General features: G+C 36.0%; 18 protein-coding genes and 1 pseudogene. 4 read left to right on the forward strand and 15 right to left on the reverse strand.

All coding sequences use genetic code 11. The annotated features are described in order from the left end of the window. Positions 1-28 precede the first annotated feature (28 nt). Complete coding sequence (locus AC4BB7_RS16215; protein ID WP_490483724.1) at positions 29-1,642, reverse strand: glycoside hydrolase family 13 protein; 1,614 nt, start codon at positions 1,640-1,642, stop codon at positions 29-31. Next, on the reverse strand, positions 1,632-3,593 hold the full coding sequence (locus AC4BB7_RS16220) for a sucrose-specific PTS transporter subunit IIBC (protein ID WP_490483725.1): 1,962 nt from the start codon (positions 3,591-3,593) through the stop codon (positions 1,632-1,634). Before AC4BB7_RS16220 ends, AC4BB7_RS16215 begins: the two co-directional genes overlap by 11 nt. A gap of 249 nt (positions 3,594-3,842) precedes the next feature. Here AC4BB7_RS16220 and AC4BB7_RS16225 point away from each other — a divergent pair, with 249 nt between their 5' ends. Both AC4BB7_RS16225 and AC4BB7_RS16230 read left to right on the forward strand, forming a co-directional pair. After that, the gene (locus AC4BB7_RS16225) at positions 3,843-5,324 is read left to right on the forward strand and encodes a sucrose-6-phosphate hydrolase (protein ID WP_490483726.1); all 1,482 of its coding nucleotides are present in this window, start codon (positions 3,843-3,845) and stop codon (positions 5,322-5,324) included. Between the two features lie 13 nt (positions 5,325-5,337). Beyond that, entirely contained in the window at positions 5,338-6,321 is a 984-nt protein-coding gene (locus tag AC4BB7_RS16230; RefSeq protein WP_086314485.1) for a LacI family DNA-binding transcriptional regulator, read from the forward strand. Positions 6,322-6,477: 156 nt separating this feature from the next. On the opposite strand, the gene AC4BB7_RS16235 is transcribed toward AC4BB7_RS16230, so the two are convergent. The 5 genes and pseudogenes from AC4BB7_RS16235 to AC4BB7_RS16255 all read right to left on the reverse strand — a co-directional run bounded on the left by AC4BB7_RS16235 (position 6,478) and on the right by AC4BB7_RS16255 (position 9,194). Then, positions 6,478-7,074 (reverse strand): CPBP family intramembrane glutamic endopeptidase, encoded by a 597-nt coding sequence (locus AC4BB7_RS16235; protein WP_490483727.1) that lies wholly within the window; start codon positions 7,072-7,074, stop codon positions 6,478-6,480. Positions 7,075-7,101: 27 nt separating this feature from the next. After that, a pseudogene (locus AC4BB7_RS16240) lies at positions 7,102-7,374 on the reverse strand (LMxysn_1693 family intestinal colonization protein); the annotation flags it as partial. Positions 7,375-7,389: 15 nt separating this feature from the next. Then, a complete protein-coding gene (locus tag AC4BB7_RS16245) occupies positions 7,390-7,530 on the reverse strand; it encodes a hypothetical protein (RefSeq protein WP_490483728.1) in 141 nt (46 codons plus the stop codon). 22 nt (positions 7,531-7,552) lie between these two features. Then, positions 7,553-8,143, reverse strand: a complete 591-nt coding sequence (locus AC4BB7_RS16250) for a hypothetical protein (protein ID WP_490483729.1) — start codon at positions 8,141-8,143, stop codon at positions 7,553-7,555. 1 nt (position 8,144) lies between these two features. Beyond that, on the reverse strand, positions 8,145-9,194 hold the full coding sequence (locus tag AC4BB7_RS16255) for a radical SAM protein (RefSeq protein ID WP_490483730.1): 1,050 nt from the start codon (positions 9,192-9,194) through the stop codon (positions 8,145-8,147). 217 nt (positions 9,195-9,411) lie between these two features. On the opposite strand from AC4BB7_RS16255, the gene AC4BB7_RS16260 reads away from it, so the two are divergent. Continuing rightward, on the forward strand, positions 9,412-9,693 hold the full coding sequence (locus AC4BB7_RS16260; protein WP_490483731.1) for a hypothetical protein: 282 nt from the start codon (positions 9,412-9,414) through the stop codon (positions 9,691-9,693). Between the two features lie 144 nt (positions 9,694-9,837). Here the strand turns inward: AC4BB7_RS16260 and AC4BB7_RS16265 are convergent, their stop codons facing one another. The 5 genes from AC4BB7_RS16265 to pepV all read right to left on the reverse strand — a co-directional run bounded on the left by AC4BB7_RS16265 (position 9,838) and on the right by pepV (position 21,652). Continuing rightward, positions 9,838-11,457 carry an ABC transporter transmembrane domain-containing protein gene (locus AC4BB7_RS16265; protein WP_490483732.1) on the reverse strand — a complete coding sequence of 540 codons (1,620 nt, stop codon included), beginning with the start codon at positions 11,455-11,457 and terminating at the stop codon, positions 9,838-9,840. A gap of 1,478 nt (positions 11,458-12,935) precedes the next feature. Then, positions 12,936-14,453 carry an ABC transporter permease/substrate-binding protein gene (locus AC4BB7_RS16270; RefSeq protein ID WP_490483733.1) on the reverse strand — a complete coding sequence of 506 codons (1,518 nt, stop codon included), beginning with the start codon at positions 14,451-14,453 and terminating at the stop codon, positions 12,936-12,938. A 1-nt stretch (position 14,454) separates the two neighbouring features. Next, complete coding sequence (locus AC4BB7_RS16275) at positions 14,455-15,408, reverse strand: ABC transporter ATP-binding protein (protein WP_490483734.1); 954 nt, start codon at positions 15,406-15,408, stop codon at positions 14,455-14,457. A 194-nt stretch (positions 15,409-15,602) separates the two neighbouring features. Beyond that, on the reverse strand, positions 15,603-19,823 hold the full coding sequence (locus AC4BB7_RS16280; protein WP_490483735.1) for a WxL domain-containing protein: 4,221 nt from the start codon (positions 19,821-19,823) through the stop codon (positions 15,603-15,605). Positions 19,824-20,236: 413 nt separating this feature from the next. Beyond that, positions 20,237-21,652: a dipeptidase PepV gene (gene pepV, locus AC4BB7_RS16285; RefSeq protein ID WP_490483736.1), complete on the reverse strand. Its 1,416-nt coding sequence runs from the start codon at positions 21,650-21,652 to the stop codon at positions 20,237-20,239. A 151-nt stretch (positions 21,653-21,803) separates the two neighbouring features. Between pepV and AC4BB7_RS16290 the strand changes: the two genes are divergently transcribed. Further along, positions 21,804-22,655, forward strand: coding sequence for an NAD(P)H-hydrate dehydratase (locus tag AC4BB7_RS16290; protein ID WP_490483737.1), 852 nt, complete (start codon positions 21,804-21,806; stop codon positions 22,653-22,655). Positions 22,656-22,658: 3 nt separating this feature from the next. On the opposite strand, the gene AC4BB7_RS16295 is transcribed toward AC4BB7_RS16290, so the two are convergent. Genes AC4BB7_RS16295 through AC4BB7_RS16305 form a run of 3 tightly spaced genes read right to left on the reverse strand, consistent with a single transcriptional unit; the run spans position 22,659 to position 25,014 of the window. Further along, entirely contained in the window at positions 22,659-23,309 is a 651-nt protein-coding gene (locus AC4BB7_RS16295; RefSeq protein ID WP_490483738.1) for a TetR/AcrR family transcriptional regulator, read from the reverse strand. Beyond that, positions 23,309-24,130, reverse strand: coding sequence for a DUF2705 family protein (locus tag AC4BB7_RS16300; protein ID WP_490483739.1), 822 nt, complete (start codon positions 24,128-24,130; stop codon positions 23,309-23,311). The genes AC4BB7_RS16295 and AC4BB7_RS16300 overlap by 1 nt, the downstream gene beginning before the upstream one ends. Next, a complete protein-coding gene (locus AC4BB7_RS16305; protein WP_490483740.1) occupies positions 24,127-25,014 on the reverse strand; it encodes an ABC transporter ATP-binding protein in 888 nt (295 codons plus the stop codon). The genes AC4BB7_RS16300 and AC4BB7_RS16305 overlap by 4 nt, the downstream gene beginning before the upstream one ends. Positions 25,015-25,062: the final 48 nt, after the last annotated feature.

The raw sequence follows: 25,062 nt of genomic DNA on the forward strand, positions 1-25,062 counted from the left end.
TCTGAGCTATATACTTTTTCTCTCTTGCTTATTTTAGAGATACTGCATACGCTTCATAAGCTAGCAGTTCGTCTGTAATCTCTTTTTCATAATTATGGATGAGCGTTTCTTTTATCACTCGTGTTTTTCCTAATGCAAAATGTGCTGGCAGATCAGAGAAATTGACGACAACGAGTACTCTTTCACCTTGATACTCGCGAATATAGGCTAAAACTGTTGCATCAGCAGTCGGAATACTTTCAAATGTTCCTTCTATAATAATCGGCATTTCTTTACGCAACTGAATCAGTTTTTGATACGTATAAAATAAAGAGTTTGGATCATTTAAGGCTGCTTCCACATTGATTTCATTTGAGTTTCCTACTGGAAGCCAAGGAAGCCCTTTTGTGAAACCTGCTTGTTCAGAATTATCCCACTGCATCGGGTGACGTGCATTATCTCGCCCTTTCGCATTGATTGACGCTATGATCTCTTCTTCCGTATAACCAGAATTGATACGTTCATCATACATTCTGCGACTTTCTATATCATCAACTTCATCAATCGTTTTAATCGGATAATTGATCATGCCGATTTCTTCTCCTTGATAAATATAAGGTGTTCCTTGAAGAAAGTAAAGGTAGATGGCTAGCATTTTCCCACTGATCACTCGGTACTTCTCATCATCGCCCCAACGAGAGATAATCCGAGGTAAATCATGATTATTCCAGAACAGCGAGTTCCACCCTTTTCCAGCTAATTCTGTTTGCCATTTAGAAAACACTTGATGCAATTCTTTAGGATCTAATTTTTTGATATCCCATTTTCTTTTGCCTGTTTGTTTATCTAAATTGATGTGTTCAAATTGAAAAACCATTGATAACTCTTCTCGGCTCTCATCAGAATAAAGCTGAGCGATTTCTGGCGTTGCGCCCCACGTTTCACCGACTGTAACTAAGTCATAGTCTCCAAATGTATTTCGATTCATTTCTTGTAAAAGTTCATGCAGCTTTGGTCCGTTTTTAGTAATCAACTGATCTGGTTCTTTTCCTATCAAATCAATAACATCTAAACGAAAACCGCCAACGCCTTTTTCAATCCAATAATTCATCATACGATAAATTTCTTGACGCATCACAGGATTTTCCCAATTCAAATCAGGCTGTTCTTTCGCATGTAAATGAAAATAATATTCCCCGAGCGTCGGGACAAAAGTCCACGCAGAACCACCAAAATTTGATTGAAGTTCATTTGGTTTTTCACGTTCGTTTCCTTTTCTCCAGATATAAAAATCATGATATTCACTCGCAGGATTTTGCAGTGCGGACTGAAACCACGGATGTTCTGATGACGTATGATTCACGACCAGATCCATAATAATCTTGATATTTCTTTTTTGTGCTTCAGCAATCAGATTATCCATATCTTCCATGGTGCCATACTCTGAGCCAATCGCTTCATAATCACTAATATCGTAGCCATTATCTTCATTGGGTGATTGATAAACAGGACTGAGCCAAATCGCCTCTATTCCTAGTAAGGCCAGATAATCTAAACGCTGGATAATCCCTTTTATATCCCCAATACCATCAGCGTTTGTATCTTGAAAACTGCGTGGATAAATTTGATAGATCGTGGCTTTCTTCCACCAATTAGTTTTCATAATGTGCACTTACCGCCAATAGATCTTGGCCTCCATCCACTTTTTGTAGATTAATTGCTTCGACAGCCGCATAGACATCCGTATTTGTAATAATCATCATTACGGTGCTATCTAAACCAGCTTGTTTAATTTTCTCTAAATCAACTGTCCCTAAAACATCTCCTTTTTTTAATAATTCACCGTATTTTCTATTTGTTTCAAAGCCTTCGCCTTTTAATCCGACTGTGTCGATTCCGATATGGATCAATACTTCTGCACCATTTGTCGTCCTAAGTCCATATGCATGTTTTGAATCATAAACAACGGTTAATTCTCCATCAGCAGGTGCATAAATAGTACCTTCTTCTGGAATCACTGCAATCCCTTTTCCCATCATTTCTTGTGCAAATACAGGATCATTTACTTTTTTTAGTGAAATAGGAGTACCGCTTACGGGCGATGCCAACACTTCATCTTGAACAGCCGCTACACTTGCTTCAGGATCTTCATTGATTTCAACGGCAACTTCTCCAGCTGCTTCATCATCACCTACAAAAACCTCCATATGACGTTTTCCGTATGCATACGTTGTCACGAATCCTACACAGATACTGATAACGATACCGATCATGAAATAGGAAATTGATTTTGGTGCGATTGAAATAAATCCGATCACACTTGCTGGTCCCATCGCTACTGAAAGTACATGGAAAGCACCGATAAATAAACAGGCTACAGCTGAGGCAATCATGCCACAAATAAATGGAAATTTAAGTTTTAAATTGACTCCGAAAATCGCTGGTTCAGTAATACCTAACATAGCAGAAATACTTGCTGACGTTGCTAAGCTTTTTTGTTTTTTATTTTTCGTTAATAACATGATGGCAAGCGTTGCTGCCCCTTGCCCTACATTGGCCATAGAAGCGACTGGAAAAATAAATGATCCGCCAGTTCGCGCTACGTCTGCTAGCAGAGTCGTTTCAATGGCTGGGAAACTTTGATGCAATCCTGTGATGACAATCGGTGAGTAAAATAGACCGAAGACACCTAAGCCGAGTGCTCCTGTTGTATCATACAACCAAACAAGTCCATTCGTCAGACCGTCTGATACAATTCTCATCATCGGACCCACAACGATAAATGTTAAAAAACCAGTAATAATAATGGCTAGCATTGGTGTAAATGTAAAATCAAACGCGTTGGGAATACGTTTGTGGAAAAATTTTTCTAAAGACGCTAAAATCCAAGAAACTGCTAATACGGGTAACACAGAACCTTGATAGCCGGCTTGCGCAACATCCATTCCGAAAATATGCCAATAAGGCATACTTCCATCTGCGATCGCATTTGCCACACCATAGCCATTAACTAAATCAGGCATCACCATCGCCATTGCCATTGCAGCACCCAAATAAGGATTTCCACCAAAGCGCTTCGTAGCAGAAAAGCCGACCAAGATAGGTAGGAAAGCAAATGGTGCGGAAGCTAGTAGATTAATGATACTCGCAAAGTCTTTTACATTCGGAAATAGTTCTACGACTGATTGAGGACCAAATAAATCCTGAGCAGTCAAGACATTGTTTAATGCCATCAATAACCCACCCGCGACTAATGCCGGGACAATCGGAACAAAAATATCAGATAATACCTTAATAAATGCCATAATAGGATTATTTTTTTTACCATTCGATGCAACAGCTTTTAGGTCAGCGGTAGACGCTTCTTTCACATTGGTGATTTTTATAAGTTCATCGTATACATTATTTACATCGCCAGCACCTATGATAATTTGGAATTGGTCGTTGGCTTCAAACGTTCCTTTCACAGCGTCGTTATTATCTAAAGCTTTCTGATCCACTTTACTTGAATCCTTTAGAACAAGCCTTAAACGTGTTGCGCAATGTGCGGCAGCCTGAATATTGTCTTTCCCGAGTGCTTCATTGATTTCCTTTGCTACTTTTTTGTAATCCATCTTCTTTCCCCCTAATTGTCATTTAAGCGTTACTGAAATAGAAGAAACTATCTTGTGTTTCAAAAATGTAATCGCTTTTTCACATACAAAGTATGCCACGATTCTGATGGATTGTCAAACGTATATCAATTTTAATTAAACAAACAAAATATACCTTTCTTTAAATAGATTAATAATTGTTATACGTTTGACATTATAACGCTAAATCGTTACACTATATGTGAGAATACACTTACGAGGAGAATATATATGTCCGAAAAAAAAGTTTGGTCTAGAGAAGAACGTTATCAGCCCTATGAAAAATGGGAGCCAGAATATCTTGCCTCACTAAAACAGAAAATAGACACGTCAATCTGGCGTTTAGGTTATCATATTCAACCTGCTACAGGTTTACTAAACGACCCAAATGGTTTTTCATTTTTCAATAATCAGTGGCATGTTTTTTATCAGTCTTATCCGATGGGCCCCGTTCACGGTATAAAATCTTGGTATCACATGACCTCTGATAATTTGATTGATTGGAAAGAAGAGGGAACAAAAGTATTCCCAGATAGCTTATACGACAGCCATGGCGTTTATTCTGGAACTGCTCTGCCGATGTCTGATCAGTTATTTCTTGCTTATACAGGTAACGTTCGTGATGATGATTGGACTCGTCATTCGTATCAATTAGGTGCCTGGATGGATCAATCAGGTAGCATAAAAAAAATCGAAGAGCCGCTGATCGCTGCACCTCCAGCTGGTTATACGTCTGAATTCAGAGACCCTCAAGTCTTTCGTTATAAATCTGGCTATCTAATGACGATCGGAGCGCAAGATGAAGCAGAAAAAGGCAAAATTCTAACCTATCAAAGTTCTGACTTACTTTCTTGGCATTGTATCGGTGAATTAGGGTTTACTGATCAGGACATGGGATTTATGATCGAATGCCCCAATTTACTTTTAACGGACGAATTCGCTCTACTTATTTTTTGTCCACAAGGGTTAGATTCTGATGTTTGCCCTTATCAAAATATCTATCCAAATATGTATGTCATTGGCGACTCTTATCAGCCTGAATCAAACCGCTTAACAAACCCTTCTAGCTTGAAAAACTTAGATGAAGGCTTTGACGTTTACGCTACACAAGCATTTAAAGCACCCGACGAGCGCTTATTATCGATCAGCTGGATTGGATTGCCGGAAATTGATTATCCCACTGACCAAGAGGAATGGGCACATTGCTTAAGCATCGTGAAGGAATTGATTGTAGAGGATAAAAAATTATATCAACGTCCTGTTGCAGAGATGAAACAACTACGTATAGACGAAGGAATACATTTTGATAACAGCAAGGATTCTTTTCATGAGACTGCAACAAATCATTATGAATTAGCTCTATCATTTGATTCTCTAGCCACTGGAACCCTTACCTTATATGCTGATAAAGCACAGAATCAAGGATTAACGATTCATTTTGATTCCCAACGTGGTAAAATGACAATAGACCGCAGTCATGCTGGTGTTCCTTTTGGAGAAGATTATGGCGTTGTACGATCATTTTCTATCGAACAAAAACCATTGAATGTACAAATTTTTGTCGATTCTTCCGTTGTTGAACTTTTTATCAACGATGGCGAAAAAGTAGCAACCATGCGAGCATTCCCAGGAACAGGTCACACAGGATTTCATTTAACGTGTGACGGAGACTATCAAGGACAATTTTGGCAACTGCGGAAAACTAACCAATAAAGGATGGAATTGTATGGTCGTCAAATTAACAGATGTAGCAAAAAAAGCTGGTGTCTCTCCTACGACTGTTTCCCGTGTTATTAATAATTACGGCTCATTAAGTAAAAAAACAATCGATAAGGTAAATCGTGCGATGAAAGAGCTTAATTACCAACCAAACTCTTTGGCTCGTTCACTACAAGGAAAAAACACACAATTAATCGGGCTTATTTTCCCAACTGTTGCAAATCCATTTTTTGGAGAGTTGGTGGAAAGAATCGAACAGAAACTCTTTGATTTGGGGTATCGGGTTATTTTGTGTGATAGTGCCAATAATAAGGAAAAAGAACGTCATTATATAAATATGCTTGCTGCAAATAAAGTTGATGGTATTATTGCTGGTGCGCACAACTTAGGGATCACAGAATATGAGGATGTTGAACTTCCGATTGTTTCTTTTGATCGATTTTTAGGGAATACTATTCCCATTATCGGCAGTGATAATTTCCAAGGCGGGTATTTAGCGACTGAGACCTTATATGTTAGAGGAGCCAGAAAAATCGCGATCCTGACAGGTTCACACGAATCGAACTCCCCAACAAATTTTCGTTTAAACGGGTATTTAAACTTTTTAGAAGAACATGAATTGACCCCTAAAATTTTTCATATTCAAACGACGGCTCGCTCAACAACGCTAAAAAACTTAGAGATTAAGCATATTTTGGAGACGGAGGACATTGACAGCTTATTTTGCACAGATGATCTAACGGCTATTCTTGCTTATAATCAATGTCAGCAATTAAAGATAAATGTTCCTGAACAGCTCAAGATCATTGGCTATGATGGGACAAAATTTGTTCAGAACTATTTTCCCCAATTATCGACGATTGCTCAACCGATGGCTGATTATGCGGATATTTTAGTTGATCTTTTATTGCAGAGGATACAAAATCCTGAAAAAAAATTGGAGAAGAATTATCTGTTGCCTGTAAAATTAATTCAGGGGCAGACAACTTGATGGTTTGGGTTGAACGGGGTTTCTTTTATCTGTTGTGATAGGTTTGGTTAAAAAATTGAAGCTCTTTGTCTGTATGGCTAGCACGAAAAAAGTTTCAAATTCTTTATGACAAAAGAATTTGAAACTTTTTTCTAATAATCGTCCCGTACTATTTTACTAGTTCATAATTGTAGAAATTACTATTACCACAAAGTTATAGCTAGAGTGTACCAAAATACTGTACCAAATATTATTTTTTCTTATATAAATTAAACTTAAAAGAATACCCAATACAAAGTAAGGGATTAATAATATATAATTGTAATTCGCAGCTGCTGCGTGACCATACATAAACCAAATACTAGATAGTAGCATTTGAACAATCATCACATAAATTTTATGAGCGTTAATAAAGCAATATCGAAAAACTATCTCTTCAACAAATGGTGTAATAAGAACTCCTTCTAAAATCAGTATGAAACTCACATTGTATTTACCGATAGCTAAACCTGTACCTAAAGTTTTAACTACAAGTAGATATGTTAAACACATAAATAAAAATGTAGCGAAAATTGGAATAATCGTTTGCTTTAGTCTCACTTCTTTCAATCCAAGCCATAAATCATTTTTAAATAAGAGCATCGCTAATAATACGAAAAATACCTTTTGACTGAGTATAATTATTGGATTAGATAAATCCCAGCTGACTCCGACAGATGGGATTACTTCCATTATTAAAAAATAGATTAAAATGTAGATAACTTTAAGAATCACTTTTCTCACTCAATTCATTATGCTTTATTAAATCGCTTCGTAATCGGTATAGGATGTGTTAGACGTTACTGTCTTAGTATCAACATACTTATTATCTATTTTTCTATATCTCTTGTAAGTTACTGTTACAGTAACATTTTGTTTGTATTTTTTAAATTTACCACTTTCAGAATAAGAACTTCCTAATTTTACTTCAGCAGAACCTACCATAAATTTAATTTGCACAGTGGATTTACGATTGGTTGTATAAGTGCCTAAATAGGTTCTTGCTCCTTTTTTTATTTTATAATTTTGTGTTTTTGACCATGTTCTGGATTAAATAGCATTATTGTCATCAATAACATAATAAAATTCATCATCCTCTGATACTACATTAACAGGAGTTTCAGCATTATTTTCTAGCTCTGAGGCTTCTGAGATAGCTCCAAACCCAATAACACCAAATAAAAAAACCATGTGAAGCTACTTGCTACAACTTTTAAAAAGCTAATTTGTTATTGGATATTCCAGAATAAAATCTATCTTTGATATCTTCAGTAGCCATATTTATTATATGTTTATCCACCTCAACTGCAAAATTACTATCCACATATTCTCCAATTGCTCGTAAAATACATTCAGTTTCTGGTAAAAATATAGGAGAATAAAACTTATCTAAGCCTGAAAATTGAATAGTTTTAGTGACTGTTTTAGCTGCACCTGCAAAATAAACTGCTCCCACAACCGCTACGAAGAAAAATGCAACCGCTGTCATAGGAACCGCAACTGCTCTTGGCTGAGGAGAATCTGGTTCAGTTGTAGCCATCCAATTGTTTTCTTTAGCTATATAATTTACAATAGCTTCTATATCACGAGAATCCAATATCTCTACAAATTCTTTATTCTGTAACAATATTAATCCTTCAAAAACTTCATGCTTTTGATCAATAGAAGACACATATTCCAATAAAGAATCTTTATCACTGAATTTATTTTCTATAAACCGTTCAGAATCTAAAGCTATTTCCTTATTCACAGGAATAACTAATTTCCTTTCCTTTTTTTCTAGATAACTTAATTCTTTGTCCATTTCATACACTCCTTCTAATCATCGATTTATTTATAGTTTTCAGCTTCACATGGTATCTATTTAATACTTCAAAAATAACTTTTTCATCTAATTTGAACAAACATGATATGAGCTCTTTATTATTATACAATTCGGCACAAAATTGACAGGGATGAACTAAGTCTTTATTCCTTTCAACGTTAAATGTTGTAGTAACATAATTATAAATATATTCTGCTCCATCAACCCATATCCAGATTTTCAAAAAATCATCAAGTTGTTCCTCATATAATGACAATAAGCTCTTACCTTTCAATTCTCCTAAATTCATTGAATCAATATATGATATTGTCAGGCCACAGCATGAAATCACTTGATTGTCAGGATTCAATCCAACATATTCTAATATAGAATCACACCCTTTAGTAATCTGTTCTTCTCCTAACTCTTTTCTATCAATTTTGAAATTATAAGAATATCTTGTCTCTTTATGAAATGGAATCCATAAAGAACTGATTACGCTGAATAGCTCTGGTTTTTTATTATTTCTCATAAACATTTCTATCTCTGGATTTTTATAGACATCTTCTATTTTAAATATTGTCGCGTTATGATTTTCAACAGAAATAACTACAGATATTCCTAACTGCAATGCAGCTAAAGCAGCATTTACAACACTTTGAAAAGCTACCCACTCCTGATGATTATCTCCAGTAGAAAAATTCAATTCTACTAATCCGCACTCTTTCAATCTTTGTACCACTTTTGCGGCATTCAACTTATTATTACCCCAAAATCCATTTGTAACGCATCTAGTTGCTAATCCCTGAGAAGTTGCATATTTTATAATGCTGTACAAGTCTTCTTGAAGTAAAAAACATTCGCCACCTGTAAAAACCACTGAATTGATCTCTGGGAAATCACTGACCAGATTGTCGATAAACGTTTTCATTTCTTCTAAGCTCAATCTGCTATTTTTTTTAGGGCTACATTGAAAACAGCATTCTTTGCAAGCGGCAGAGCATTTATCAGTAGTTATTATAGCAGCTGTTACTACCCCAGGTCTTTTCATTATCAAAACTCCTTTTTACATAATGTATTTTCCATCATTATAGCATACAATTGTGATTATTTGAACAAACAAAAATACGATTTAAACATTTAGATGAACTTACTTATAATTTTGTACTTAAATAATCTCATTAAAAATATTATTTCTTCAATTCAAAATGTACATTTTTTAGTTTAGTATGATATTATATATAGTATAAACAGCTAGGAGGATTAAAATGAATAAAGACAAACTTATATATATATCTGTTGCAGTTGTTTTACTTTTAATTTTGCTCACTTTTTCACTTCCTAATTATGTAGAATTACTTTTGATAGCAGTTTTTTTATTTGTTTCATCTTATCTATTATTGATCAAAAAAAAATCAAGTTTACTTTCAATACCTACATCTACACCGACAAGTGAAGTTGGAAAAAATGTAACTCTATTAGCTGGAATTTTAGCTCTTATAGCTGGAATTATTACGTCAATTTTAAGTTTATTTACATGGATAACTTAATGGTTAACTATCTCTTTATACTAAAACCTTTAAGCTTTTGTAAGTATTAAAATAGGTTAGAAGCAAATGACTTCTAACCTTATTTTGTATCCTTAATCTGGCAATAGGCTACCTATATTTTTAAGATTTACTCTACAAATAGTTTCACATAACAATTATTTCTTTTTGCCGTATAGAAAATTTTTGATTAAATAATATAGTATCTGGAAAATGATGCTCTACAACTACTAAAGATATCTTAGGATATTGTTGATATATATTTTCTAATATGCTAATACTCTGTTCTAATTCAATGTTTGAGAATATTTCATCTAAAAATAGAAAACTTGGTTTTCTTACAAGTGCTCTAGCTAATCTTATTTTTTGCACTTCCCCCGTACTGAACTCATTCAGCACCTCAATGTTTGGCGTATAAATACCGTTTCTCAGAGAAGATATTTTTTCACCAATCTCTACTATATTCAAAATATCATTTATCTCATCGGTTGTCATTTCATTTTTTATTGTAAATTCTTCAAACAAGTTATCTAAAGGAAAACTTTGTTGATTTGACACATAAATGATTTCATTTGAGCTTACGTAAACATTTTCAGCGACGTTAATAGTTTTATTTTTGCTAGTTTTTAGTACAATCTCTCCAGTATATTCCTTGTAGAGTTTTGCTATAGATTTCAAAAGTAAAGATTTGCCACTACCATTTGCTCCTGAAAGACGTATCCAATTCCCTGATGAAATACTTAAATTTACATTCTTTAAAACTATTTCATCGTTTGAATAAACAGTTAAATTTTCCAGTAAAATACTTCCGATTTTTGGAATTCTTTTCTCTTCTAAAATAGTGCCCTCATTAATAAAATAGTCAATTCTAGCTTGGTAAACGTTAGATATCTTAATAGTTGATATTATCGCAACCAACTGAGTTATTGGCACAAATAACAAACCACTATACGAATTAAAAGCCACTAAACTTCCGATAGTAAGGTTGTCATTTTTTACAAAGTTAACTCCGATTATGAATGGAATAATCGATGCAGTAGTAATAATTACACCTGCAACTATGTTAATAAAATTTTGATAAATCGAAAATTTAATATTTAATTTCTGATTCTTATCAATGATCGAATCGAAAGACTTAACTATTCTTTTTGTAAAATTATAAATATTTATAACTTCAAAATTCAAAAGAGCGTTATTAACAGAAGCTAATAAATCGTCTTTAGCATGTTGTTGTTGCTTGCTGAGTATACTCAATTTGGAACTTACGTATACTATCCAAATAATATAAACTGGAATAAAAGTAAAGGTAATAACCGATAGTTTCCAATCAAGCCTCAGCATTACAACAATATAAGCAATTCCTGTAAACACATTTGAAAGTATTGTAGTAATAATTAATTGAATATTAGTAGTATAAAGTTCTGAATCATTAAATATAACTGTATTTAATGATGTTTTATCTATGTCATTGGTAAAAAAATTACTTGCAAAAATTCTTTTTCTAGTTTCAAATAAGAATTTTTGAAAAAAATTTGCAGAAACTTTTACAGTAATTTTTCCTGTAATTAATTGAACTATTATTATAAAAGTTACAATAATTAGATATTTCCAAATATTATTATATTCTTTTTCGATAAGAATAACATCAATGAGATATTTCGAAAGATATGGTATCGGTATTGACCCCAGTGAATTCAGTAAGGTAAAGATTACTAGCAAAAGAAAACAATTTTTTCTTGTCTTCAAATACTCTAAAAATAGGCTCATAATACTCCTCCTCATAACGTCTTGAATGCTAACCTAAAATTAAATAATTTTGTATCGAACAACATTGTTACTAATTTCACAATATTATCACTGCCATTATAGAAAAGTAATTTTATATCTATTACAAAAACTATAGAAACTATTCTCAACTCTACTTAAGTTAGAACTTTTACAGAAAAACAACGGTCTTTATCATTATATCAAAAACAAACAAAAAGTTAAGTAATTATTCTAAAGAATAATTTTAAAATTTTTTCACACAAACTTACATTCCCCCATTGACTCTCCACCTCACTTAAATTAAAATGGAATGAGATAGAACGAAAAAAAATCTAGCCAAACGAATGTCGTTCAGCTAGACAAAATAAAAAGGCACTCTGCAGGAAGATTGGTCGTCATCCCACAGAGCCTTATACAATCAGAGTTCACCTGAATGTACAAGTTGCCCTTAGTCAATTTTCATTGACTGTTTTTATTTTACTCAATATTTCATGAAATTACTAGTGTTTTTTCTGATGTTCTGAGTTTATCGATAAAAACAGGTCAATGCTTCTTAATTGTACTTAGCGCGGTTTCGGCAGGTGTCCGGAACCGTTTTTTTTTCGTTCTATTTTACGGTTGCGCAACTCTTTTTTTAGAATTGAACAATCGTTTTCGAGGAAGTTACCGCAAATCTGACTTCTCTCACCATGCGTCACCTGCTGTAATGATCTGTTGATTTTGTGCTAACTTTTGACGGAGCAAGCCTTTTTTATGACAGGTCCTTGCAGCCACGATAGTAACGAGGAAACAGCCGACACCTCAAAATAGTAAGCGGTCACTTAGTATTTTGAAGCCAAAAACAATCAGCATGAACTGATAAATCAAGTTGCCAAGGTCAATAATGCGTATAGTAAGAAAGAATGCTATCTACCAGAATACGTAGCATTCAATCAAATAAACATTCTTCACGGCTGACTGTTTGCTCATTACTATTTTGTAAAATATTTAATACACTATCGATACAATCTTTGATTTACTATAACTAGTTGAATAACGGCTGAAGCTCTGAAAAAGGAGTTGATGCCATAAAGATATGTCTTTATCGCTTTTGTCCTGCTTTAATACATTGGAAAAGCGGTCCTTGAAAGATTTGTTAAAAGATATCGCTTCGAAAATAGTCGTCACGCTTGTGGCTTACTATATTGTCGAAGTGATTAAACTCTTTATCACTTCTATTTTTGAGTAAAAGAAGACCACTATCTGCCCGACCAAAGTAAGATAGTGGCGATGTTATACACTTTCGAGCTTTAGTCAATATTCAACTAAAGAGTCAGTGTTTCCGCACTGGCTTTTTTGTAATCACAATAAATAATGATCACCTTCTTATTTATTATACCTTATAAAGCATGCAAAAAACAACTTATGATAGTCAGAACAGATACAACGAGGAAGATAACGATTCATCTCCCTCGTTGTATCTGTTCATTTATCAATTACTACTTTTCCAACATCTTATGCTCCACCAAATAATCATGCGCAACCGTCGCTGGATCTTTTTGCTCCACATTGACTAGGTAATTCATCTCACTCATTTCTTCTTCCGTGATCTTACCAACCAAAGGCTGCAATAGTTCTTTTAATTCTGGATATTTCTCAAGCGTCTCAGCTTTCAGCAATGGCGCACCTTGATAGGGTGGAAATAGCTGTTTATTATCTTTTAAAATCACCAAATCATACTGCTTCAATTCACTATCTGTCGAATAAGCATCCACCACATTGACATCGCCATTATTGATTGCTTGGTAGCGTAACGATGGCTCCATCGACTTCACATCGAAATTCAAGTTATATAATTTTTGTAACCCTTTATAGCCATCTTCACGATCGATAAATTCTAGGGTAAAACCAGCTTTTAACTGACTTTCAACTTTTTTCAAATCTTCGATTGTTTTCAATCCATTTTCTTCTGCAAATGAGCGTTTAATAGCAACAGCATAGGTATTTTCATAGCGCATTGGTTCTAGATAATCCATATTTTCTTGTTTTTTGATTTGATCTCGTGCATATTCGTATACTTCTCTTGGATCATTGGATGTGTTTTTGTTGTCCTTCAAAAAGGTTTCTAGAACGGTGCCAGTAAATTCAGGATAGACATCGATTTCACCAGATTTTAGTGCATTAAATAAGAAACTGGTTTTCCCAAAGTTTGATTTTAGGTTTACGTGGATATCACTATTTGCTTCAATCAATTCTTTATACATGTTAATCAAGATATCAGGTTCCGCCCCTAATTTTCCTGCGACGGTAATTTCTTTTTGTTCCGCTTCTTGATGGGTGTAGACAAACGATCCAACTAACAAAGCGAGTAAGACCATAAAGGCTGCTACAATTCGCTTCACTGTAGCTTTCTCCAACAAATGAATCCCAAAATTAAACAAAACAGCTAAAACAGCAGAAGAAATCGCACCAATCAAAATCAGATACACGTTGTTTCGGTCGATTCCAAGTAAAATAAAAGTCCCCAACCCGCCTGCACCGATCAAGGCAGCAAGTGTGGCCGTCCCAATAATCATTACTGTCGCTGTACGAATACCTGAAATAATATAAGGTAAAGCTAACTGCAACTCAAACTTGACTAGTTTTTCCCGTTTATTCATCCCGAATGCTTCGGCAGCTTCTTCTAAGGAAGGATCGATTTCGGTCAAACCTGTGTAGGTATTTTGCAAAATCGGAAATAACGCATAAATCACCAACGCAACGATTGCAGGCGGACTGCCGATACCGATAATTGGAATCAATAACCCGAGCAAAGCAAGTGACGGAATCGTTTGGAAAATACCCGTGATTTGCAATACAAATTCAGCCGCTTTTTTATAATTTGTCAGTAGAATCGCAAGCGGGATCGCTATAAGAATGGCAATCAGTAATGACAGTAACGAGAGTTGAATATGCTCGACAACCGCTTGAATAAAGTCTTCTTTTCGGGCAATAAATGTTTCGATCAGTTTTCCCATATTAATGATCACCTTTTTCTATCTTTGTCTCTAAGAAGCGTAAAATCGCGCGATCTGTAATTTCACCGATAGGTCCTTTCTCATCTGCTAGTATAACGGTTTTCCCATCTATAAGTAAACGAATCACTTTAGGTAATGTCGTGTCTAGATCGACAATTGTTTCGCTGTTGACTTGTCCATCTTCCACAAGCTCTAATGCTAACAAATCAGCCGCACAATAATTTTCTAGGTTAGAATGATCTTGTTGGAAAAATTGCGCTACAAAATCGTTGGCTGGATTGCTTCTGATTTGTTCTGGCGTATCTGTTTGTACGATTTCCCCATCTTTCATGACGCAGATTCGATCACCTAAAAATAACGCCTCATTCATATCATGGGTTACAAAAACAACTGTACTTGCTAGTTCTTTATGCAACTCTTTGATCAATTGTTGTAGCTGACCTTTCGATATCGGATCTAATGCACTAAATGGTTCATCCATTAAAATAATATCAGGTTTCGCTGCAATCGCTCGTAAAATGCCAATACGTTGTTGCTCGCCGCCAGATAATTCAGCAGGTTTTCGGTGTAGATATTCTTCTGGTGGCAAACTGACTTTTCTTAGTAATTCTTCCGTTCTTTCTCGTCTTTTCGCTTTGTTCCAGTGTTTCATCTCTGGGATCAATTCGATGTTTTCAGCAACGGTTAGATTTGGAAAAAGTGCGATTTGTTGCAGGACATAGCCGATGGTCAATCTTAGTTCTTTCAGATTGTAATCGATCAGTCGTTTGTCGTTAAAGTAGATATCCCCCTCGGTTGGTTCAATCAGTCGATTGATCATTTTTAAGGTGGTCGTTTTCCCACTACCGCTAGGACCTACTAATACAAAAAATTCGCCGTCTTCAATTGAGACATCAAAATTATTTAAAACGAATTGGTCGTTGTATTTTTTGGAGACGTTTTGAAAATCAATCATTTGTTCACCTCATTTTTTTCTTGTGTGGCTCTGCTATCTATCTTTAGAAAAATCTTCCTTATTTTTAAGTATGTTTATAAGTATACTTGAAAATGTCTGATGTTTCTAACGACTTGTTTCTATTGTACAGAAAAAAACCTGACAACTGTCTGTCAGGTTTTGATTATTGTTCTAAAAATAGTTCATTAAATTGTTTAATTTGGTACATTCTGCAACGTCCAAGTCAATTTCCCTTGATATGCACCTTTATACGCACCACTTGGAACAGTCAATTGAACACCTTTTTTCCGTGTAAGTCCTTCTTCGGTTGTTGCTTCTTCTGTATAGGTTTCAAATATGTTTGTAAATCGGCCTTTGCCTCTACCTTGAGCCGCACTAAAGACAGATCCTGTTGCGCCTTCTTTAGTCACGGTCACCGCATGTCCAATCGCTTCTTGGGTTTCTACCCCACCAGATTTTACTTTTTCAGTTGGGATATATAATTTCCAGCCTTTTAGTTCTTTCCCCTCAGTTGTTTGCAAGGGGGTTGTCATGGCTACTTTCACATTCCACCCCTTGGCAGTTCCGGACATATCGACCACTTCAATTCCTGAACTATAGCCTTTTGCACCTTCCCATGGTTCAAGCGTTACTTTATCTAATTTGGATGCCCGCGTTGTCCCGATTGGAACATGTGGGAATTTAAAATCAGAAACGGCCCGAATCGTAAATTCATCTGTCTGCGGTTCTTTGTCTGAGATCAGTTCTTCTGTTGGGCCCATAAATTGATAAACGACAGCCTTTCCCTCGTTCATTATGATTACTTCTGGTTTCGGTTTTTTTAATAGATTGTATTCTTGTTTTTTTAATGTCTGAATCGCGCTTGTAATCTGCTCTTCCTTCGTTAAATCAACCGATTCATTTGGTTCTTTGAACATTGTCAACGTTTTATGGATCGCCCGGCCATTTTCATCTTGGAATAGAACGCTTAAAGGCATGAGCTCACTCACATTAATTGTAGGTGCAGCTTCAAATAATGTATCATGAAAAGTCAATTTTTGGCTAGGGTTACTATTCCCTGTATCATTGTTCGTTATCGGTGGATTCACTATTCCTGCTTTTAGTGCTGACCCTTCATGGTCTCTAGCAAAGAGTTGAATTTCATCCCCTTTTTTTAACGTCATAGCTTCCAGAGACAGCTCAAAGTTCCCCATTTCATCAACAACTACACTAGATGTATCCAGAGGTTGTCCGTTTAATGTAGCCGTAATTTCTACCGTTCTATCTTCCACATGTCCTTTGATACTTGTGGCTTGATTGTTAATCGCATTACTTTCGACCGTAACAGGCTTTGGAGGTATGATTTGGAATGGTTCGACTGTTTTTGTCAAAATTTGATTATCAAATCCTGGCGTTAATTCCCCACTTGTTAAGTTTACTTTTGTAATGGTAACTTTATCTCCAACTTCAAAATATTTCCCTGTATCAATTTCAAAAAGTCCTCCTTGAGGTTTCTCTCCATAAATACTAATACCAGGTTTCGCTTTACTATCCCCTACTGATTTCACTTTTTCATAAATTTCTTTTTCTCCGCTTGCTCTCTGTACTTCTACAGTAGCTTCTACTTCATTATCCCATGCTGGTCGTGTTCGATTCAGTCCTACTGGTACACTCAATCGACCATGAATTTTTTTGTCCGCAGTCGTTGGCACCCGAAGGACATCTGCCACAGCCCAGCGAGCGTTATTACTACTTAATCGAGTATAGTTCGTTAATCCTTGTGTGCCAATTGTATTGGTATTGAAATCACCTGGTCTATTCGTCGTACCAAGCGTGTCAAAGTTAGAGCCTTTGAACGCATAATTTAAATCAATAAAATTTAAGTCCGGATCTTGCTCTACGCCAGTTCCTTTCTTCCATAAAGATAAGTCACTCTTAGTAGCCGTTAATGTTGAGCTACTATTCACTGTGAAAATGTTCCCACCATTTCCTCGAGTATTCGTAAAGTCCATGAATAATGGTTTATCAAATACAACATCTAAACGATTTGATGTTCTAAAAATTCCTGTATTTGTCGTAGCGGTCTTCCCTCTAGCTTCAAAGTAACCACCATTTGAAGCAGTAATTAAGCCTGGTTGATCATGCATATCAATTGCTGGACCTGAATTAGCAGCAATTCTTACTTCTGAACCTTGTCCAGTTACATTAAATTCATTCCTATCTCCTGTTATATCAGAGGCTTTTGTATAGTGAACCCCTTGATTTCCTACCGCGTCTCCACCGTCATTAGGAGTGCCGTTTCCAGGATTATTTATCGTGAACTTCCCATTATTTTTTACATTCACTCGATTGCCATGACCAAATAATCTAACACCAGCAGCGCTTCCACCGCTTTTTTCAATGTTCATTTCCGCATTATCAATATTAAATAGATAATGGCCATTTTGACTGCTTCCATAACCACTTCTCATAAATCTTAAAGTTGCATTTGCATTATAACCATAGCCATCCGTAGGCCCTGACGTAAGATTTATCATGGCACCAGAGGATAGATTAAACACGCCATAGCTTGACTGCATAGCCATTGCACTTGATAAATTAGATATCAAGTTTACCTCCGCCTGATTCTCTACCGTAATAGCTGCACCTGTAGACAGTTTGTCAGCATCAAGATTTCCTAAGTAAATCGTACCTGCTCCATCTACGAATCTTTGACGATTGCTTTCAGACACAAACGATGTTCCCACCCCAGAAACAGTTAACTGTGGTTGATTTCCAAGCAAACGTATACTGTCTGTATCGCCAACTTTACTACTCATTTTTGACCCGCCAGTGACTGATAATTTAGCCCCTGTTCCATCCAGTTGAATGGTTGGAGAGGTTAATCCATTCAACTTTACAGAGCTATTCTTTTCTACCATCATATTTGGTGCATTTCCAACCATGTAAATTCCGCCAGCTGCCATCCCCCCAGTTTGTGAGGTACTTTCCTGATTAAATTCACTTTCAGATACAGTAAACTGGGTATTACTTCCTTTCATCCACAAAGAACTTATACCCGAATTTTTTAAAGTAGTCTTACTCCCAGTTGTCACATTAACCATTGGAAGAGTGCCTTCTAAATAAATATTTGATCCAGCGTCCCCTCCATTACGTTGCATATTCAACTCACTAGAATTGGTTACATTAATTGCCGTTTTATGTATAGATAAAGTCCCCTTTCCATACAAGTTGATACTTGATCCTGCCGTGTTGGTATTATGTTGGACATTGATTCTACTATTCTGTGAAACATTAATTTGAGGTGACACTGCAGTAACATCTATTACTTTTTCTCCTGTCCCTTCAAAATCTATTTGACTTCCTCCAGTCGCCTTAATTATTGTATCCTTTCCGTTGCCTACAACAACATTAGGCCCAAGGTTCGTTTTCACATTCAACGTTGACTTATTGGTAGCACTAACGCTTGTACTATATATTTCTCCTGGAAGATTGATCCCCATACGACTACCTGTTCCAGAAATAGATACCTTACTGTTGCCACTCACAAATAAACCACTGGAATCGATAGGATTAGTATCAAAGTCTACAACAGGCACTGAAGTTGACGTATCTGATGCTAAAGCATTGACTTCTAAAGAGGAGTCAGTTTTTACGTTGATATATCTCAGCCCTCTTAGAGGTGATTGAGGGGTGCCACTTTGTTTTGTATTGATAATCATCTTTGAATTTTCTGTGATGTTCAAATCGTATGACATTGCGTTAATACCTTCATTTTTTTTTATTATTGTGATGTCAGGCTGCTCTATATAAACTTCTGCACCACCTTTAAGTGTCATACTTGTCATTGCAAATAAATAGGATTTAGCACTGGTAGACTTAAATTCATTCTTTCCACCAGTAAAAACAACATGTGAAGAACCTAAATCAGTGATATTTCCCTTATTGTTTGCTGTCTCACTTACATTTTCCATTTCCATATAGCTTTTAGAAAAAGAAGAAGAATAAGAAGGATACTTAAACATTGCCCCGTTAGAATTAGAGCCTAGTTTCATATTTTCCAACCTAAAGGTATGCTTCCCGTAACCTACCTCCCAAGAAGCGCTTCCTGTCATTTGCAAAGCAAAACCATTTCCTCTAATAACCAGATCTCTACTTATGGCTTTAGGTCTAACAGTGTAATCCATAGTTATATTATTTAGCATTTCGATTTGTGACACCTTATCATTGTTTATCGCATCTCTCATTGCCTCTCTAGTAGAAACTTGCCTAGTTTCACCTTCAAATGTTGCTCTACTTGTTCCTGTGCTTCTATGTACTTGTGTCTGCTGCTCAGGTTCATCTTCAGCTTTGATACTTGTATTATTCAAATGAAAATAACCTACCGTCGCTATTCCTACAAGGAAGACACTTAAAATTCGAAAAAATTTTTTCATTAATTTTGCACATCCTTCTTTCTTTTAACTATTTAGTGGGGAGATAGAAAAAATCCAACATTCTCTCATACGACTTTTTAGAAACATTTCTTATTTTTAACCATCTCAACTTCTGTAAGTCAAGATATCATTATTCATGATACCTTTATTTCTAAATATAAAAAACAGCAAGGAAGCGCTTTCAAAAAACATATAGATGCGTGACCTTTATCATTTTTATGAGGTTATCGCTTTAACAGTTTTTCGCCCAAAGTTCAAAAAAATGACCATCGGCTGAAGATTTTCGTTCTTTAAACCAACAATAAGGTAGAATATCACTAGTTTCGTTAGCGATATTCTACCTTATTTTTAATGTAATCAATTTTACTTATAAAGATTAATTGAAAAACAGTTCAGACAATCTTTGATGTTTACTATTTAGCCAAACGATAAATCGCATCTGCATAAATTGCTGTCGCACGGAATAAATCATCCAGTGCCATAAACTCATTCGCTTGGTGCATAGTATCCGTATAACCCGGGAACATTGCACCGTAAGCTACACCACGTTTTAGTAAACGTCCATATGTTCCGCCACCGATGATTTGTTCATGGCCTTTTTGACCAGTGTGATCTTCGTAGACTTGTAATAACGTTTCAACCAACGGATCATCCGCTGGAACATAATGTGGTTCTTGGTTGCGTCCACCTTGTGTGGCCGTTACATTTCCCCCCACTGTTTTTTGCACTTTTTCTTGTAATTCTTCTGCTGATGTTCCTTTTGGATAGCGGAAGTTTAATGTCACTAAGCTATTTTCTGGGTTGGCAGGATCAAAATTAACAATACCAGCATTCATTGTTAATTTGCCCATTTTTCCATCTTCGAATGCAGTTCCTAATTTTTCACCGTAGAAATCTTCGTGAACGAATTCTGCTAATGTATTGATGAAGCTATAGGCCCCTTCAGCAAAGCTGTAATTATTTAAGAAAGTTGCTAAGAACGTAGCAGCATTAATTCCTGATTGTGGACTAGCGCCATGTGCACCTTTCCCAACAACATGGAAGGTAACTGTTTCATCTGAAAGTTCCGCGTGTCCTGAAATTTTTTGTTCTTCTTTAATAAATGTTTCAAATGATGCTGTTAAAGATGCTGCATCATCTGCTGAAGCAGCTGTTACGATTGCCGTTGCAGTTCCGGGAACCATATTTTCACGTAAGCCAGATTTAAAGCTAACTAATTGATAGTCCACGCCGTTTCCACCTTTGAAAGTCAATCGAATTGTTACGTTCCCTTTTTCACCATTGATGATTGGGAATTCTGCATCTGGTGAGAAACCAAAGTCAGGTGTTTCTTCATGTTTGAAGTAATAATCCATATCGCCCCAGCCGCTTTCTTCGTCACTACCAACGACAAAGCGAACTTTTTTAGATAATGGCACTCCTAAATCTTTGATGATTCTTAAGGCATAATAAGCAGCCATACTTGGACCTTTATCATCACTTGAACCACGAGCAAAGATTTTGCCGTCTTTGATAACAGGTTCATAAGGATCCGTATCCCAACCGTCGCCGGCAGGAACCACGTCCATATGTCCGAAAATTCCTAATGTTTCATCGCCTTCACCATATTCGATGTGTCCAGCATAGTTATCCACGTTTTTCACAACAAAACCATCACGTTCGCCATACGCTAACATATGTTTTAAGCCTGCTACAGGTCCTGGTCCAAAAGGTGCATCTGGTGTTACTTTTGAGTCATCGCGCTCACTGTTGATGCGTAATAAATTTTGTAAATCTTCTAATAGCGCATCTTTACGTGCGTCTACTTCTTTTTGCCAATCAATTGTCATTTTTTAGTCACTCCAATTCATTATTCTACCTTCCCATCATACCACTAACTGACTTAAAAGAAAAAGGCGGGAACAGTTTTTTCCGTAATATTTTGCGCTTCATTCAAAACAGATTTATACTGAAGCTAAATCACTAAAGGAGGTGCTCTAATTGAAAGAACTCTCACAAGAAATCCTGACTACTGTGATTCAACCTCGGCCGCAACATTCTCATAAAGGAACCTTTGGACGATCTGTTTTGATTGGTGGAAATGAGACTTATGGCGGTGCGATCATCATGAGTGCAGAAGCTTGTCTCAAATCAGGCTGCGGTTTAACTTCTGTCATTACGACAAAGAAAAATCATGCAGCTCTTCATGCTCGTTTACCTGAGGCGATGGTGTTGGATTGGACTCTCACGCAAGAAGTCAATGATTTAGTCGATACAGCGGATGTGCTTTTGATCGGACCTGGGTTGGGTTTGTCTGCCCACAGTGAGCAGCTTTTAGAAACAGTCTTACAGAGGCAAAAACCTGGACAGTGGCTCGTGATCGACGGTTCCGCTATTACTTTGATTGCTCAAAATCATTACGCTTTACCTTACCCAGAAAAAGTTGTTTTCACGCCTCATCAAATGGAATGGACACGATTAAGCGGACTAAAGATCGACGAACAAACCTTTGAGAATAATCAAGCGATGCAAAAACAATTGGGCGCAACGATTATTTTAAAAAGCCATCGAACAGAGCTTTATATGCAAAATGTTCAATACAAGAATCCATTAGGAACACCTGCTATGGCAACAGGCGGCATGGGTGATACTTTAGCAGGAATGATTACAGGCTTTTTGGCTCAATTTAAAGACAAAGAAGGGGCCATTTGCGCAGCTGTTTATCTTCATAGCTTGATTGGAGAAGAATTAGGGCAGGAAAACTACGTTGTATTACCGACGGAAATCAGTAAAAACCTGCCCCACTATATGAAACGATTTGAGCGTTTAAATAATAAGACAGCGGAAAAATGAGTATCATTTTCCCGCTGTCTTATGTTCTAGAAATCCTGTTTGTAAAATAGCCATATAAATTTCAGCTCGTTCAGCCAAAAACTGCATTTGTTTGACTTCCGCTACTTCTGGGTGAGTCTTTAAAAACTGTAGACTTTCCACAGAAATTTGATTAAATACACTTAATACCAACTGAACAACATCTTCTTTTGCGATTTGCTTTTTGATTGGTAACTGTTCAATGATCCCCGTCAAAAGTTGTTGGGTGATCGCCTTATTTTCATCCATATAGTGTGCTAATTTTGCTTGGATTTCTTTTGGTAAATGCTGTTTTTGCGCATAGGCTGTGATCAATAAACGAATTTGATTTGGATATTTTTGCTCTAACTTTATTTTATGTCGAGTTGCTACGATCACTACATCTACTAAGTCTGTGTACTTCTTTGTGAACAGCACTTTGGACTGTTCATTTAAAAAGTCGATCACTTCGCTGATTGTCTGTTCATACAGCACTTGTTTTTTGCCAAAATAATGAAAAATCAAGCCCTTAGACACATCCGCCTCTTTTGCTATTTCATCTGTGTTGGCTTTTTGATAGCCATATTTTGAAAAATGTTTTAAAGCCGCCGCTAGAATCCGATCATATTTTTGTTGATCGATGTTGATTTCTTTCACTAGACTTTCAAATCCTTCCGTTGGTAAACCATGTATGTTCCACCTAGGAATAAAACAATCAAAATACTCAATAACACTACATTTGCTGCCGATAAACCTTTGTCCAATAAATTACTTGGAATCCCCATATGGGTTGGAGAAATCGTCTTCGCCCAACTAAACGAATCATTCAAATCAGAAAAAATCCCGATCAAATAAAAACCGAAAACAATCCCTAAAGAGACACTTGTGCTTTGCTTGCTTGATTTTAAAAATGTTGAAACAAAAAAGCCAAGTGCTAAGAAAAACAGCAAAATCAGACTTTCTTGAGTAAAAATCTTACTGATCTCTTTTGTGATCGTTGCCGCCGAATCTGTTGATTGACGATACAATAATGTTGACCCGACAGATACCCCAAATGAAATAAGCCAGAAAATAGCTAAAATCAAGAAATTCGCGACAAATTTACTTGTCACGATTCCAATACGCGTCACAGGTTGAGCATATAAAAATTCAATCGTTCCATCAGTTTCTTCTTTAATTAACGCCTGACTTCCCAGCATCATAGCATAAATCGAAGCGGCTAAAAACATATATTGAAAATAATAAGCAAAAAAGCCTGCCGCCACTAAAAAACTTGATTGACCATTCACACTGATGTTGAAGGTTTTCAATAACGATGGAGAAAGCCCAGTCAATTTCGCATCTAGAAGGTCTTTCATTGCAGAACTATGCATTTGAGGATACACCGCACTAAAACCAAAAATAATGACAGCAAATAAAATGGTCCAAATAATCAAGCCTTTGATAAGTCCTTTAGTTTCTATTTTAGCAGTGATCATTTTCCATCGCCTCCTTCATACAATGCCATAAACTGATCTTCCAGTTCTGGATTCGTAACCGTAAAATCTTGAATCGAGGGATCGCTTAGAAGCGGCAATACTTTATGTAAATCCCCTTCATATAATAAACGTGTTTCATTCCCTTGATGTTTTAAAATCGCTGCACCCATTTTTTCAAATAAAGATAGCGGAATATGGTCGCCAATCAAGGTAATGACTTTGCCTAGAGATTTTTCTTTAGTAATATCTTGCACCGTAATAATTTTTCCTTGTCGAATAAACGCTGCTTTGTGCGCGTGTTGCTGCACTTCATTTAAATCATGGCTGGATAGAAAGATCGTCATTCCTTTTTTATTGTACTTTTCCAACTCTTCAAATAAACGATGCTGCATCAGCGGATCTAAACCATTCGTAGGTTCATCTAAAATCAGCAATTCTGGATTAGGTAAAATCCCTGCTATAATAGCGATTTTCTTTTTATTTCCAAGCGACAAATCAGACATTTTTTTTCGAGCATCGATATCGAATAACTCAACAAAATGATCGATTTGCTGTTTACTATTTTTTAGTTGATGAAATTCAGCCACATATTTTAGCACATCGATCGTTGTCATATTGGGATAGAAACGAACATCACTAGAGACATACCCCGTTCGTTTACGAATTTCTTTAGCATCTTTGATACTATCCAATCCAAGTAAAGTAGCCGTTCCTTGATCTGGATAAATGAAATTCAACATCGTTTTGATCGCTGTTGATTTGCCAGCGCCGTTTGGCCCGATAAAACCATATATTTCGCCCTTTTCTACGGATAGATCCACATGATCGATGGCAGGTTGTTGTTTATATAATTTGGTTAGTCCTTTAAGTTCAATGGCCTTCATTTTATTATTCCTCCTCATTGACTAGTTAGTCAATTGAAGTATATACCT

The sequence above is a fragment of the Enterococcus sp. AAFC-DPL-5182 genome (assembly GCF_058216605.1).